11 protein-coding genes are annotated in these 13,462 nt (G+C 56.8%); 6 read left to right on the forward strand and 5 right to left on the reverse strand.

Annotated features, from left to right (window positions below; all coding sequences use genetic code 11):
* Window positions 1-10: 10 nt before the first annotated feature.
* Window positions 11-1,360: a UDP-N-acetylmuramoyl-L-alanine--D-glutamate ligase gene (murD, locus tag DYY88_RS06375; RefSeq protein ID WP_039726046.1), complete on the forward strand. Its 1,350-nt coding sequence runs from the start codon at window positions 11-13 to the stop codon at window positions 1,358-1,360.
* 30 nt (window positions 1,361-1,390) lie between these two features.
* On the opposite strand, the gene DYY88_RS06380 is transcribed toward murD, so the two are convergent.
* Window positions 1,391-2,473 carry a glycosyltransferase family 4 protein gene (locus tag DYY88_RS06380; protein ID WP_039726047.1) on the reverse strand — a complete coding sequence of 361 codons (1,083 nt, stop codon included), beginning with the start codon at window positions 2,471-2,473 and terminating at the stop codon, window positions 1,391-1,393.
* Between the two features lie 150 nt (window positions 2,474-2,623).
* Complete coding sequence (locus DYY88_RS06390; RefSeq protein WP_052288296.1) at window positions 2,624-3,259, reverse strand: hypothetical protein; 636 nt, start codon at window positions 3,257-3,259, stop codon at window positions 2,624-2,626.
* A 314-nt stretch (window positions 3,260-3,573) separates the two neighbouring features.
* On the opposite strand from DYY88_RS06390, the gene DYY88_RS06395 reads away from it, so the two are divergent.
* The 4 genes from DYY88_RS06395 (at window position 3,574) to DYY88_RS06410 (ending at window position 6,979) form a co-directional block, all read left to right on the forward strand.
* Window positions 3,574-4,113 (forward strand): Ycf51 family protein, encoded by a 540-nt coding sequence (locus DYY88_RS06395; RefSeq protein ID WP_039726048.1) that lies wholly within the window; start codon window positions 3,574-3,576, stop codon window positions 4,111-4,113.
* Window positions 4,114-4,139: 26 nt separating this feature from the next.
* Window positions 4,140-5,303, forward strand: a complete 1,164-nt coding sequence (locus DYY88_RS06400; RefSeq protein ID WP_039726050.1) for an iron-containing alcohol dehydrogenase family protein — start codon at window positions 4,140-4,142, stop codon at window positions 5,301-5,303.
* A gap of 185 nt (window positions 5,304-5,488) precedes the next feature.
* Window positions 5,489-6,691 carry an aspartate aminotransferase gene (locus DYY88_RS06405; protein ID WP_039726051.1) on the forward strand — a complete coding sequence of 401 codons (1,203 nt, stop codon included), beginning with the start codon at window positions 5,489-5,491 and terminating at the stop codon, window positions 6,689-6,691.
* Between the two features lie 99 nt (window positions 6,692-6,790).
* The gene (locus DYY88_RS06410) at window positions 6,791-6,979 is read left to right on the forward strand and encodes a Sec-independent protein translocase subunit TatA/TatB (RefSeq protein WP_039726052.1); all 189 of its coding nucleotides are present in this window, start codon (window positions 6,791-6,793) and stop codon (window positions 6,977-6,979) included.
* A 250-nt stretch (window positions 6,980-7,229) separates the two neighbouring features.
* On the opposite strand, the gene DYY88_RS06415 is transcribed toward DYY88_RS06410, so the two are convergent.
* Entirely contained in the window at window positions 7,230-8,195 is a 966-nt protein-coding gene (locus DYY88_RS06415; protein WP_367889267.1) for a cell division protein FtsX, read from the reverse strand.
* A gap of 356 nt (window positions 8,196-8,551) precedes the next feature.
* Here DYY88_RS06415 and DYY88_RS06420 point away from each other — a divergent pair, with 356 nt between their 5' ends.
* The gene (locus DYY88_RS06420; RefSeq protein ID WP_039726053.1) at window positions 8,552-9,397 is read left to right on the forward strand and encodes a polysaccharide deacetylase family protein; all 846 of its coding nucleotides are present in this window, start codon (window positions 8,552-8,554) and stop codon (window positions 9,395-9,397) included.
* Window positions 9,398-9,619: 222 nt separating this feature from the next.
* Here the strand turns inward: DYY88_RS06420 and eno are convergent, their stop codons facing one another.
* Together eno and DYY88_RS06430 are read right to left on the reverse strand one after the other, a co-directional pair.
* The gene (gene eno / locus DYY88_RS06425) at window positions 9,620-10,918 is read right to left on the reverse strand and encodes a phosphopyruvate hydratase (protein WP_039726055.1); all 1,299 of its coding nucleotides are present in this window, start codon (window positions 10,916-10,918) and stop codon (window positions 9,620-9,622) included.
* An 86-nt stretch (window positions 10,919-11,004) separates the two neighbouring features.
* Window positions 11,005-13,425 carry a phosphoketolase family protein gene (locus DYY88_RS06430; protein ID WP_039726056.1) on the reverse strand — a complete coding sequence of 807 codons (2,421 nt, stop codon included), beginning with the start codon at window positions 13,423-13,425 and terminating at the stop codon, window positions 11,005-11,007.
* Between the last annotated feature and the right edge of the window lie 37 nt (window positions 13,426-13,462).

Raw genomic sequence — 13,462 nt, forward strand, 5'->3', positions numbered from 1 at the left:
CTACCAGGTTATGGACAAACAGGCACATGTGATTGGGTTGGGCAAATCGGGCATCGCGGCGGCGCGACTGCTGGCACAACAGGGTTGGCAAGTCGTGTTGAGCGATCGCAACACCACCCCCCTACTAGCCGAAGCCGTATCAACGTTAGAGTCCGAAGGCGTGATCGTCCGGCTCGGCCACAGCTTTACGGCGGCGGATGAGGCATCCCTAATTGTGGTGAGTCCCGGTGTGCCCTGGGATCTGCCCGCCCTGGTCACGGCTCGCGAGCAAGGCAAAGAAGTCATCGGCGAGGCGGAGTTAGCCTGGCGCAACCTGAGCGATCGCCCTTGGGTGGGCATTACCGGCACCAATGGCAAAACCACCGTCACGGCGCTCACGGCGGCAATTTTTCAAGCGGCCGGACTCAACGCCCCGGCCTGCGGCAATATCGGCGAGGCGATTGGCGAAATCGCCCTGCAACCCACTCCGCCAGATTGGGTCGTCGCTGAACTGAGTAGTTACCAAATCGAGGCGGCGGCGACTCTGGCTCCCCAAATCAGCCTGTGGACGACATTTACCCCCGACCATCTGGCGCGTCATCACACCCTCGAAAACTATTTCCGCATTAAAGCCAAGCTGTCCCATCAGGCAGAGCTAGTCGTGCTGAATGGCGACGATCCCTACCTGCGCACCCAGGCCGTCGACTTGTTCCCTCAGCCCTACTGGACGAGCACCCAAGGGCGCGAGGCAATCGCCCCCCTGATCCCCTTTGCTTATATTGAAGACGGCTGGGTCAAGGTAGATGGACAGGCGATCGTGGCCGCCGATGCGCTGCATATGGTGGGCACGCACAACCAGCAAAATTTGCTCCTCGCCGTTGCTGCTGCTCACCTAGCGGGACTCGATGCAGCGGCGATCGCCCACGGCGTTAACACGTTTCCTGGGGTGCCCCATCGGTTAGAGCGGGTCGCCACCTGGCAGGGCATCGACTTTATCAACGACAGCAAAGCCACCAACTACGACGCGGCGGCGGTGGGACTACGGGCGATCGCTCCCCCGGCTATCCTCATCGCAGGCGGCGAAGCCAAAGACGGCGACGATCGCGAATGGCTCGACGAAATTCAGGCTAAAGCCGCCCGCGTGCTCTTAATCGGCAGCGCTGCCCCACAGTTTGCCGCAAAACTCGATCAGGCAGGCTTTGCCGCCTACGAAATCGTGGAAACGATGGAACGAGCCGTCCACCGCAGCACCGAACTCGCCCCTCAACTCTCCATCAAAACCGTGCTGCTCTCCCCCGCCTGCGCCAGCTTCGATCAATATCCCAACTTTGAGGTGCGCGGCGACCATTTTCGCAGTTTGTGCCAGTCGATCCTCGCGTAGAGTCATCCGGTTCTGTTGCCTGGGTGGGTATTAGAGAAAACGCTGTAAGACGGCCACCGTAGCTTCTCCCGTCCGTTGCCAACTGAATTGCGCCGCCCGATCGCACCCCGCCTGACCCAACTGCCTGACTAGATCAGGTTCTCGGGTCAAGCAGTGCATGTGGTGGGCGATCGCCCCCGCATCGGTCGGATTCACTAGCAGCGCCGCATCTCCCGTGACTTCAGGGATAGAGGCGCGATCGGAGGCAATCACCGGGGTGCCGCAGGCCATCGCCTCCAGTACCGGCAGCCCAAACCCTTCCCACAGGCTGGGGAAAATCAGCGCCAAGGCTTGATTGAGCAAACCAGGCAACTGGTCGTAGGAAACATAATTCAGAAATTTGACCTGGGCGGTGATGCCCAACTCGTCGGCTTGCCGTTTGAGATCGGGGGTATAGCGGGGATCATCCGGCCCAGCAATCCACAGCTCATAGTCCCGAGCATTGGTCAGTTGAGCGAATGCTTGGAGAGCGATCGCGCCATTCTTGTATGGCGCTTGCCGACCCAGTAGCAAAAAATAGTTGCGCCGCTCCAGCCCCAAGGGCTGAAAGTGCTGGGCGTCGTGGGCCAACAAAATCGACGTAATTTTTGAGGAACTCACGCCATAAAACTGCGTTAAATCCCGCGCAGTCGCCTCAGAATTGCAGAGGATGTGCTCTGCCGCCCGCAACACTTGCGGCACATAATATCGATGCAGCCAGGTTTGCGCCCGGGACACCGAAAACCGCAGCGGGATCAAATCGTGTACCATCACGACGGAACGGCAGCGGCTGAACAAGGGCGCTTCCGTAATCGGGGAAAAGAGGAGGGGTGGTGATGAGGGCGATCGCGTCGCCAGTTGCCGATAAATCGCTGGCAAACGAAACTGCGTCCACAGCAGCCGCCGTAGATGTCCCCGCATCCCGTATTCAGCCGTCATGCGATCGGGCACGGGATGATAGTCGGTCAAGCCACTGGCTGCCGTCGCCAGATAGTGAGGCTGCAACTCCGCCAAATAAGGCAACAAATTGAGGGCGTAGTTCGTGGTCCCCGTGGGTCGCTGCAACAAATAGGCCAGATTTACCAACACGGTCATCGTTGTTCCCGCAACCTCTAACGACTAAGGGATCAAGATCTGAAGGAAATCACATGGTGACCAAATCATGACGATGCTTGACTGGACAGCCGAGACAGCTGTGCCAACTGATTTCAGCCCTAATTTTCAAACACTCAGTCTGGCGGTTGCTTACTCGCCACCTTCGGGAGCGGGCTCACCCTCAGGGGCAGCTTCGCCCTCGGGAGCAGTTTCACCTTCCGGAGCGGCGGGCGCCGGTTCCGACCCTTCGGCTCCGCAGTAGGTGTTGACCTCATTGATGATGGTCGATTCTTCTACCGACAATTCTTGAATCTGCTGAACAGCCTGCACCGTTTGCTGCTGGGACTCTTCAATTTTGGCGGGCAGATCGGCCTCGGTTTCCACCTCTTGCACCACGCTCATGGCCGAGCTGGCCTGGGTTAGCGCAGCGCTAAAGCCCTGCACCATCTCGATGTAGCGATCGCGATAGCTAATGAGTTGTTCGTCGCTGAGATCAGTGTTCTCCAGTTCTGTGCCCAGCGCGTCTAAGTCGCTGACGACGCCATCCACGGCTTGCACATACTGGTCGGCAGCCGCTTTAATATCGTCCAAACTTTTGACCTGCGCAGCATTAGCACTAAAGGTTTGAATGTTGCTCTCAAAGGCGGGCATAAAGCCTTGAGCTTTATTGACGATTTCGGCGAGGCGATTGCACTGCGACACTTTGGACTCACCACAACCAGCCGCCAGCAAAGCGATCGCGGCACTGGCTGAAATCACTCCAAGACGGCGGCGAACTGTCAGCATGAAGGTCTCCTTCCAAGTCAAAAATCAATCATCCACACTAACCGAAATTTCTATCGGCTGGGCACATGATACTCTCGATTGTCCGCTCCGCCCGGTCAATTTTGCGCAGAATTTGCCTAGCCTCCCTCAGCCGCGAGCGGCTCATCCTTAAAAGTCTTGGAGGATGTCCTCATAAAGCTGAAACGAAGCTGTTAGGATCAAGATTCGTATTTTTTAAACTGAGCTAGCACGGCTAGATGCCTCGATGTCAGCTGTCGCTAGCATGACTGTGTTCCTTGTTGTGCCTCGGGTTTACCCTACCCTTTGAGATCATCATGCCCACTCCCGCCGAGTTTTTAGAAGCCACTAAATATTTTGGGATTGCCACCCTCACCATGGCTGGCATCACCTTACTAGCCTTTGTCTTGGGCTGGGGATTCCGGTTTCGCCTCGTGGGGATCACCAGCTTTATGGGAGTGTTGACCGGGGGCATGTTGGGGTTGAGTTTTGAACCCTTTACGCCCACCGTGGTGCCGGGTTCCGTGCCCTACAAAACAGTGTATGACTCTGGCGCGGCCCAAATTGTCATCAAAGTGCCCGACACCATTACCCCCACGGAACTAGAAGCAACGCTGCAACAGGCCGCCGCTAATCTGTTAAAGCCCAGTCGCTTGGGAAGCATGGGGGTAGCTCCCACCATTCGCGCCCGCTCGATCATCCACGAGCCTGGGGGCGTCTCCAACTTGGTTTACTTGGGTCAAGCGCAGCCAATTCGTGAGCCCAATGCTGACCCCGCTTTGGATATTCAGATTTTTGACGAGGCTTTTGACACGCTGGCTCAAGCCCACTCAGAGCTGGCTAACGACAACGCTTAACGACACGTTTACTGTACGCAAACCCTATGAACCCAACTACTTTGCCGCCGTTGATGATTGCTCCGGCTCAAGTGAGCCGTGGCCCTGGTATTTTGCCGACGATGGGGGGAGCGATCGCCACCCTCGGCAGTCGTCCGCTCGTGATTGGGGGGGAGCGATCGCTCGCCACCGCTGACCCTTGGCTTACCCCCGCCTTACAAGACCTCGCGACCGCGACCGCAACCTACGGCGCGGACTGTAGCGAAGTAACTTTGGCGAAATTAGCAGCGGCGATCGCAGCCCATAACGCCGATCTCATCATCGGGGTCGGCGGTGGCAAAGCCCTGGACACCGCAAAGCTGGTGGCCCATCAAGCGCAGTTACCCGTGGTGACGATTCCCACCTCGGCGGCGACTTGTGCCGCTTGGACGGCCCTGTCCAACGTCTATTCAGAGGAAGGAGCCTTTCTCTACGATGTGGCCTTGGCCCGGTGTCCCGACCTCTTGATTTTGGATTATGACCTGATCGCCACCGCCCCCCAGCGCACCCTGGTTGCGGGAATTGGTGACGCTCTCGCCAAGTGGTACGAAGGCTCCGTCAGCAGCGGTAACTCGGACCAGACGCTGATCATTGCCGCCGTACAGCAGGCGCGAGTATTGCGAGACCTGCTGTTGCAAAAAACGCCCGCCGCGTTGGCCGAGCCCGGTGGCGCCGAGTGGCGAGAAGTCGTGGATGCCTGCGTGTTGCTCGCCGGAGTGATGGGCGGTCTCGGCGGGGCGCAATGTCGCACAGTGGCAGCCCACGCCGTTCACAATGGCTTGACTCATTTGCCCGAAAGCCACGGCATCCTGCATGGCGAAAAAGTCGCTTACGGCATTCTCGTGCAGCTGCGGCTGGAAGAAATTGCCCAGCAATCTTCCCTGGCCTACACGTCGCGTCAACAACTCATGCAGTTTTATCAGGCGATCGGCTTGCCCCAAACCCTGGCCGATATGGGGATGGGCGAGGTGCGGGTGAGCGATTTGCAACGCGCCGCCGAAATCACCTGTCGCCCCCAGTCCGACATTCACCACTTGCCGTTTAATGTAACCCCAGAGGCTCTGATGGGGGCATTAGTTACCACCACTGCCGAAGAGATGAAACTGAAAAAATCGCCAGCTTCCACTGCGGCGGCAACGCCAACCCGGAAGTCAGCGACGCGATCGCGATAACACCTCCCCTGTGAGGGCATCCCCAATGGCCCAACGGCTTTGTCGTCGCGGGCAAATATTGAGCCTACGAGAGAAATTCGTGAGACCAAAATGGGGTGCCCTTCGGGTTGTAAGCTAGAAAACCTAAAGACTTTTGCACAGTGAGCGCCACTACGCGCTCCGATATTTACGAGAGGATCGCAGGCATGAATCTGGATTGGCTGCAACCAGCAGAGCGGGTGCGGCGTTTGCCCCCCTATGTGTTTGCGCGGTTAGATGAACTGAAGGCCAGCGCAAGAGAGCGGGGCCTTGACCTGATTGATTTGGGCATGGGCAACCCCGATGGCCCCACTCCTCAGCCGGTGGTCGATGCCGCTCACGCAGCGATTCAAGACAGTGCCAACCACGGCTATCCCCCGTTTGAAGGCACGGGCAGCTTTCGCGAAGCCATTACCCGCTGGTATCACCGGCGCTATGGCGTCAGTCTCGATTCGAATGGAGAGGCGCTGCCGCTGCTGGGCTCGAAAGAAGGGCTGGCCCATTTGGCGATGGCTTACATCAACCCTGGCGACACGGTGCTGGTGCCCACTCCCGCCTATCCGGCGCATTTTCGCGGCCCGGCGATCGCCAACGGCCAGATTTACGATCTGCCCTTGACGGTCAAAAACGACTGGCTGATTGACGTTTCCGCGATTCCCGAAGACGTGGCTCGCCGCGCCAAAGTGCTCTTGTTCAACTATCCCAACAACCCCACAGCGGCAACGGCTCCCCGTGAGTTTTTTGAAGAGATTGTCGCGTTTGCCCGACACTACGAAATCATGCTGGTGCATGATCTCTGCTACGCCGAACTCGCCTTTGACAACTATCAGCCCACCAGCCTGCTAGAAATTCCCGGGGCCAAAGAGATCGGCGTCGAGTTTCACACCCTTTCAAAGACTTACAACATGGCGGGTTGGCGCGTGGGCTTTGTCGTCGGCAACCGCCACATTATTCAAGGACTCCGCACCCTGAAAACCAATCTCGACTACGGCATCTTTTCGGCCCTGCAAAAAGCGGCTGAAACCGCCCTGCAACTGCCCGATAAGTATTTAGACGAGGTCCAAATCCGCTATCGCACTCGCCGCGATTTTCTGATCAAAGAATTTGCATCCCTCGGTTGGGAAGTGGCCAAAACCCGCGCCACGATGTATCTGTGGGTGGCTTGTCCGCCCGGCATTTCTTCCACCGACTTTGCCCTCTCAGTGATGGAGCAAACGGGCGTGGTCTTCACGCCGGGGAATGCTTTTGGGAGCGGCGGCGAGGGCTACTTCCGGGTGAGTTTGATTGCGGATTGCGATCGCCTCGGTGAAGCCATGAACCGTCTGCGTCAAGCCAATATCCGCTTTGAACCTGCGACCGCTCAAGTGTGAGTTTGTAGTCGGCCTTCCTGTACGCCGGATTTCCGCTGTCGTTGGTCCGACTACCCTACAATTTCTTACTAGTGATGACACCCAGTGGAGTAGCACCCCATGTTTAATATCGGCTGGACGGAAGTGATTTTAGTTCTCGGAGTCGGGCTACTCATCTTTGGCCCCAAAAAGATTCCCGAACTGGGCCAAGCCTTGGGCAAAACTTTGCGGATCGTCAAAGACGAGTTGAACACAACCGATGTGGAAGAGACCACTTACATCGAAGAGGAAACCGAAGAGCGCTCTTAACCGCAGGCGTTGTGAGTCGCTTCAGTCTTGAGAGGGAGCAGGGCGCTAAATTTACACAACTTGCAATGTGGCAGGCAAGCGCTGTGGGCTGAAATCACCGCCCCAGAACAGCCAAAGCTCTGTACGGGTTAGGCAGTGCCCAACCCCACGATTTCGGAGGCATTTGGCAAGCAGCTCCCTTGTGTATCAGAGTTAGCGGTGATGGCTTAAACGAAAGTCAATGGCTCATATCTTCTGTGCTTCACGCGGGTTATCGCAGAGCATACTTACGCACAGCCACCAGACTGCCTAGCAGGCCGATAATGCAGCCTAAGCTCAGCAGAGAAGTCGGCAGCAGGATGGTTTGCTGAGGAGTGAGTTGGAGCCCATTGACCACAAATTTGATAAAGTCGGGCTGCTGGTTCACCAGCTCAAACAGAAACTGGTGAATGCCCGCGAGGAGTCCCCAAGCCACGCCCGCCCCGACGAGGCCAAAGAAGGCTCCTTGGAGAATGAAGGGTAAGTAAATCCAGGCATTGGTTGCACCGACTAGCTGCATGACTTCAATTTCTTGACGACGGGCCATCACAATGAGGCGAATGGTGGTGGTGATGACGGCGATCGCGGTCAAACTCAAAATGCCAATCACAAAAAAGCTCGACCAGCGTAGACCTTGATTGAGCTGTTCGATGCGCTGCACCGCTTCATCGATATACAGCACATCACTGACGCCCTGAATGGTTTGGAGCTGCGCTGCCAGTTGGGGCACATCTTCCGAGCGATTTGCCTTGACCCTCAGCGCATCCACCAGGGGATTGCCCTTAAGCTGCTCCGTCGCCCCGGCAATGTCCGAGATGCCCAAGTCAGCCACTAGCTGTTCCCAAGCCACTTCTTTGGAGATGGGCTCGACATTGGTGACCGTGGGCAAGGCCGCCACCGCATCTTGCAGCGAGTCGGCGGGCACGCCACTGTCAAGATAAACCGAGACTTCGAGCTGACTGCCAAATTGATTGAGCAACCCTTCGAGCTGCCAACTGGCCTGCAGGCTAATGCCAAAGAGAAATAGCAGCACGGTCATGGTGCTAATGGCAGCCCAGTTCATCCAGCCGCCACGGCGCAACCCTAACAACGTTTCGCGAATAAGATAGTCAGCTTTAGCAAAAGCCTTAAACATCAGAATTAACCAGGGATAGCAGGAAAATTTTAGATCGCGCGATCGCCGCTCTTCGACGCTCAAGCGGCTATTGTCGTCTCATGATTTTAGAAGGTCAATGCGACCACGTGAGCGATTTTGTAAACCCTCTGCAATGTAAACACCCTGGACACCGCGTGGCCTCGCAAAGAGGCTGATTCCCACATGTTTGCGAGAGTGTGGCTTAAATTAAGCGGGACGACCAGCCTTTGTCAAGCGGTCGCAGCGAAGGTTTACAGGGCGATCGCCCCTACAGATCAACAGATGGCGCTCATTCGACTAACAGCCGTTGGAGCAAGAGCAATTTGCGGCATAATTCAACCGAGCGGACGGTGGCGCGGCGCGGCGAGAACGGCTCATCACCGCGCCGAGACAATACATGGCATGGGGAGAGAACACCCTTGAGAAAACTGATTGGGCTGACCGCGATCGTCGTCATCTGTTTCTTTCTCGGCAACTGCGTCCAGCGTTTCGTGGCCGCTAGCCAAATGGTGCCGCAACTTGCGTTTCCCCTCAGTGCGGCTGCCCATGAGTTTGCGGCCATGCTCCAGCCCCGCTTTCCACAAGTGCCGATCAGAGCACAACCGCCGGTGTTCAACGGCACCGACATCAACATTGACCTGATTAATCAGTGGCTCGGCGACAGCTCTCCCGAAGTTTTTCTCACCTTTGATGATGGTCCGAGCGCCGAGGCGACGGTGCAAATTTTAGATGTGTTGCAGCGGCATGACATCAAGGCCACTTTTTTCGTGCTGGGCAGCAACGTTAGCCGTTTACCGGATGTGGTGCAGCGCATTGTCGCCGAGGGGCACGAACTCGCCCTGCATTCCCACACTCATCCCAATTTTTTGACCCTGACCCGCGAGCAAAAAGAGGCCGAAATCGCCCAAAGTCTGTCACTCTTGCACTGGTACTTTCCCGAGGTGCGGATTCGCTGGTTTCGCCCACCCTATGGGAAATATGACCAGGAGGTCGTGGATATTGCCCATGACTACGGCATGTGCATCGCCATGTTCAACGAAATTTCCACCGACAACAATTCCTCAGCGGGGGAAATTGCGCGGGTGGTGCTCAACAGTCGGGGCAAGATTATGGTGTTCCACGATGGGCAATGGCCGCCACTGGGGCGATTGAGCGAGGCGGAAGCACAGCTGGTAGCCGGGCTCAATCGTTCTGTGGGGATCGCCAAGGGACGTGGAGCCAAATTTATGACGCTGAGCGATTATTTTGGCGGCTTTTGTCCGTGATGGTCAGCTCCCGTCAAGTGCTGAGCTTTTTATGTACCTATCGGGTAGGCTTCCAGCCTGTCGCCCTCACGATTCAGTAAACAGGAGCCGTCCAGCGATCGCAGACAGCCAGTATGGCTATCCAACAAGACAGCGAGGACTCGCGGCGATCGCCTCTCCTCTGAAAAAGGCCGCCTTGCTCAACCAGACGGCCCCAGTCATCAGACGATCAGCTGCATTACGTTAAGCGACCAACTGCTTGCCTTTAAATGCCGCAAGTCCGGCGTAACGGGCTTGGTCCCCCAAGGCTTCCTCAATGCGGAGCAGCTGGTTGTACTTCGCCAACCGCTCGCCGCGACAGGGCGCCCCGGACTTGATTTGCCCCGTTTCCATGGCGACGACGAGATCGGCGATAAAGTCGTCGGGGGTTTCGCCCGAGCGGTGGCTGACCATGCAGGTGTAGCCGTTGTCGTGGGATAGCTTGATGGCTTCCAGGGTTTCGGTGATGGAGCCAATCTGGTTCACCTTGATCAGGGTGGAGTTGCCGACCCCATCCGCGATCGCCTGCTGGATAATCTTCGGATTCGTGACAAAGGCATCGTCGCCCACCAGTTGGAGGCGATCGCCCAACCGCTGAGTCAGCAACTGCCAACCCTCCCAATCTTGCTCGCCCAAGCCATCTTCCAAAGAAATGATGGGGTACTGATTGAGCCAGCTTTCCCACAGATCGACCATCTCGGCAGCGGTCTTTTTGCTCTGATCCGACTTGTAGAACAGATAGGTGCCGTCGTCCTGGTACAGTTCGCTGGTGGCGGGGTCGAGGGAAATCGCCACCTGATCCCCGGCTTTCAGACCCGCCGCTTCAATGCCTTCGAGAATCACCTCGATCGCTTCCACATTGGACTTCAAGTTCGGCGCAAAGCCGCCCTCATCACCGACCCCGGTGCTGTAGCCTTTCTTTTTCAACGTGGACTTGAGGGCGTGATACACCTCCGCCCCCATGCGCAGCGCTTCGGAAAAGGTGGCGGCTCCCACCGGGGAAATCATGAATTCTTGGAAATCCACCGTGCTGTCGGCGTGCGCCCCACCATTGATGATGTTGAAGCAGGGCACGGGCAGCAACGTCGCGTCTGGATTGAGGTAGGCGTAAAGGGGATGCTGTTTGGATAATGCAGCCGCGCGAGCCACCGCCATCGACACACCCAAGATCGCATTCGCGCCAAACTTCGATTTGTTTTCCGTGCCGTCTAGCTGCAGCATTTTGCCATCGATGGTCGCGAGATCGGTGGCGTCCATATCGGTGAGGGCAGCGGCGATCGCGCCATTCACATTCGCCACCGCCTGCAAAACGCCCTTGCCGAGATAGCGAGACTTATCGCCATCCCGCAATTCGTTAGCCTCGCGGATGCCCGTAGACGCACCTGACGGCACAGCAGCCCGGCCCAGGCTGCCGTCGGCCAGCGTCACATCCACTTCCACCGTCGGATTCCCCCGGGAATCGAGAATTTCTCTCGCGTGAATCGTCTTAATTGCGGTGCTCATGTAGTCTGCTCCTATGTAAAAGAAGAGGGGCGAATACAGTCCCTCTCCCAAAACTGGGAGAGGGATTTAGAGTGAGGCTGCTAACTTTACTGGCAGAAGTCTTCACCCTTGTAAGGCCACTTCCAGTTCACGACTTCATCGATATCCTTGCCTTCCTCAAAGGCGTAGGTGAGGCACTCGATGATCTTGTTCTTCATGCGCTCCTTGACGTGAGCGGCCGCGGACCCGAGCTTGGGCACGCGATCAATCACATCAATCACCAGGTTGAAGCGATCGATCTGATTGCGAATCGCCAGTTCCAGCGGTGTGTTGATGTTGCCTTCCTCCTTATAGCCCCGCACATGAATGCGCTCTTGGTGCGATCGCCGATACACCAACTTATGAATCAACCAGGGATAACCGTGGAAGTTGAAAATCACCGGCTTGTCGGGGGTGAACAGGGAGTTGAAATCCCAATCGTTCAAACCGTGGGGATGCTCCCCTTCTGACACCAGTTTGAACAGGTCCACCACGTTGACAAACCGCACCTTGAGGTAGGGGAACTCTTCCCGCAGAATCGCCGTTGCCGCCAGTGACTCCATGGTGGGAATATCGCCACAGGAAGCCATCACCACATCAGGAATGTCCGGCTCGGTGCCGCAGTCATCATTACTGGCCCAGTCCCAAATGCCGATGCCCTTGGTACAGTGCTCCACCGCCTTATCCATCGGCAAAAACTGCAGGTGCTTCTGCTTATCGGACACGATGACGTTGATGTAGTCCACACTGCGGAAACAGTGATCCGCCACCGAGAGCAGACAGTTCGCATCGGGCGGGAAGTAGACCCGCACCACATCGGGACTCTTGTTCGTCACCAAATCCACATAGCCGGGGTCTTGGTGGCTGAAGCCGTTGTGATCTTGCCGCCATACCAGCGACGACAGCAGAATGTTGAGAGACGAGACCGATCGCCGCCAGGGCACATGGTTCTTGCAAATATCCAGCCACTTGGCGTGCTGGTTAAACATAGAGTCCACAACGTGGGCAAACGCCTCGTAGGTGTGGAAGAGACCGTGGCGACCCGTGAGCAAATAGCCTTCCAGCCAGCCCTGCAGGGTATGTTCCGACAGCATTTCCATCACGCGCCCATCCGGCGATAGCTCCGAACCGTCCAAATCTTCTTCGTAGAAGTCCGCCATCCAGGCTTTCTTAGTGACTTCGTACACCGCTTGCAGTCGGTTGGAGGCCGTCTCGTCCGGCCCCATCAGCCGGAAGTTGTTGGGATTGTCGCGCATGATGTCGCGCATCAAGAATCCCAGCACCTTCGTATTCTCAAATTCCACCGTGCCCGGTTCAGGAATATCAATGGCATACTGCTTGAAGTCAGGCATCGTCAGTTCGCGGCGCAGCAAACCGCCATTGGCCTGCGGGTTCGCACTCATGCGACGATTCCCCACTGGCGACAATTCCTGTAACTCGGGGATCAACGTGCCGTTCTCATCGAACAGCTCTTCGGGACGGTAGCTCTTCATCCACTCTTCGAGGCGACGCAAGTGCTCGGGGTTGCTGTGCATGCCCCCCATCGGTACCTGGTGCGCCCGCCAAAAGCCTTCCACTTTATGGCCATCGACCTCTTGTGGCCCCGTCCAACCTTTGGGCGTGCGGAGGATAATCATGGGCCAGCGCGGTCGCACCGGATTCCCACTGTTGCGACACTCTTGCTGAATACCGCGAATCTCGTTGATGCACAGCTCCATCGTGGCGGCCATCTTTTGGTGCATCTCAGCGGGATCACTACCCTCGACGATGTAAGGCGTGTAGCCGTAACCCCGGAATAGCGCTTCCAGTTCTTCATGGGAAATCCGCGCCAAAATCGTGGGGTTGGCAATCTTGTAACCGTTCAGGTTCAGCACAGGGAGCACGGCCCCATCACGAATCGGGTTAATGAACTTATTGGAATGCCAGGCCGTCGCTAGCGGTCCCGTCTCGGCTTCGCCATCGCCCACCACGCAGCAGGTGATGAGATCGGGATTGTCCAAAATGCTGCCATAGGCGTGAGACAGGCTGTAGCCCAACTCGCCACCTTCGTGGATGGAGCCCGGCGTCTCGGGGGTGACATGGCTGCCAATGTGACCCGGGAAGGAGAACTGCTTGAAAAACTTCTCCATCCCCCGTTCATCCAGACTCTTATCGGGATAAATCTCGGAGTAGGTACCTTCCAAATAAACGGGACCCAGCACTCCCGGTGCCCCATGACCTGGCCCAGCCATAAAGATCATGTCGAGGTCATACTGCTTGATCAGCCGATTGCAGTGGATGTAGGTGAAGCTGAGGGCAGGAGATGCGCCCCAGTGCCCCAGCAAGCGGTGCTTCACATGCTCCGGCTTTAAAGGCTCTTTCAGCAGCGGATTTTCGCGGAGATAAATCATGCCCACGGCGAGATAGTGGCAGGCTCGCCAATAGGCATCCATTTTCCTCAATTGTTCATCTGAAAGGGGCTTCGTCTGAGGAGAAGACGCAATGACCATATTATTTAGCTCCAACGGTTTGTTCAGTCGTCAATCA

This window comes from Leptolyngbya iicbica LK (genome assembly GCF_004212215.1).
GTDB classification, from domain to species: Bacteria; Cyanobacteriota; Cyanobacteriia; order Phormidesmidales; family Phormidesmidaceae; genus Halomicronema; species Halomicronema iicbica.

Excerpts from the sequence above, each read along its gene's own strand:
- DYY88_RS06405 (WP_039726051.1), top strand. The coding sequence starts at position 5,489 with ATGAATCTGGATTGGCTGCAACCAGCAGAGCGGGTGCGGCGTTTGCCC.
- murD (WP_039726046.1), top strand. The coding sequence starts at position 11 with ATGGACAAACAGGCACATGTGATTGGGTTGGGCAAATCGGGCATCGCG.
- DYY88_RS06430 (WP_039726056.1), bottom strand. The coding sequence starts at position 13,425 with ATGGTCATTGCGTCTTCTCCTCAGACGAAGCCCCTTTCAGATGAACAA.
- eno (WP_039726055.1), bottom strand. The coding sequence starts at position 10,918 with ATGAGCACCGCAATTAAGACGATTCACGCGAGAGAAATTCTCGATTCC.
- DYY88_RS06400 (WP_039726050.1), top strand. The coding sequence starts at position 4,140 with ATGAACCCAACTACTTTGCCGCCGTTGATGATTGCTCCGGCTCAAGTG.
- DYY88_RS06380 (WP_039726047.1), bottom strand. The coding sequence starts at position 2,473 with ATGACCGTGTTGGTAAATCTGGCCTATTTGTTGCAGCGACCCACGGGG.
- DYY88_RS06390 (WP_052288296.1), bottom strand. The coding sequence starts at position 3,259 with ATGCTGACAGTTCGCCGCCGTCTTGGAGTGATTTCAGCCAGTGCCGCG.
- DYY88_RS06410 (WP_039726052.1), top strand. The coding sequence starts at position 6,791 with ATGTTTAATATCGGCTGGACGGAAGTGATTTTAGTTCTCGGAGTCGGG.
- DYY88_RS06395 (WP_039726048.1), top strand. The coding sequence starts at position 3,574 with ATGCCCACTCCCGCCGAGTTTTTAGAAGCCACTAAATATTTTGGGATT.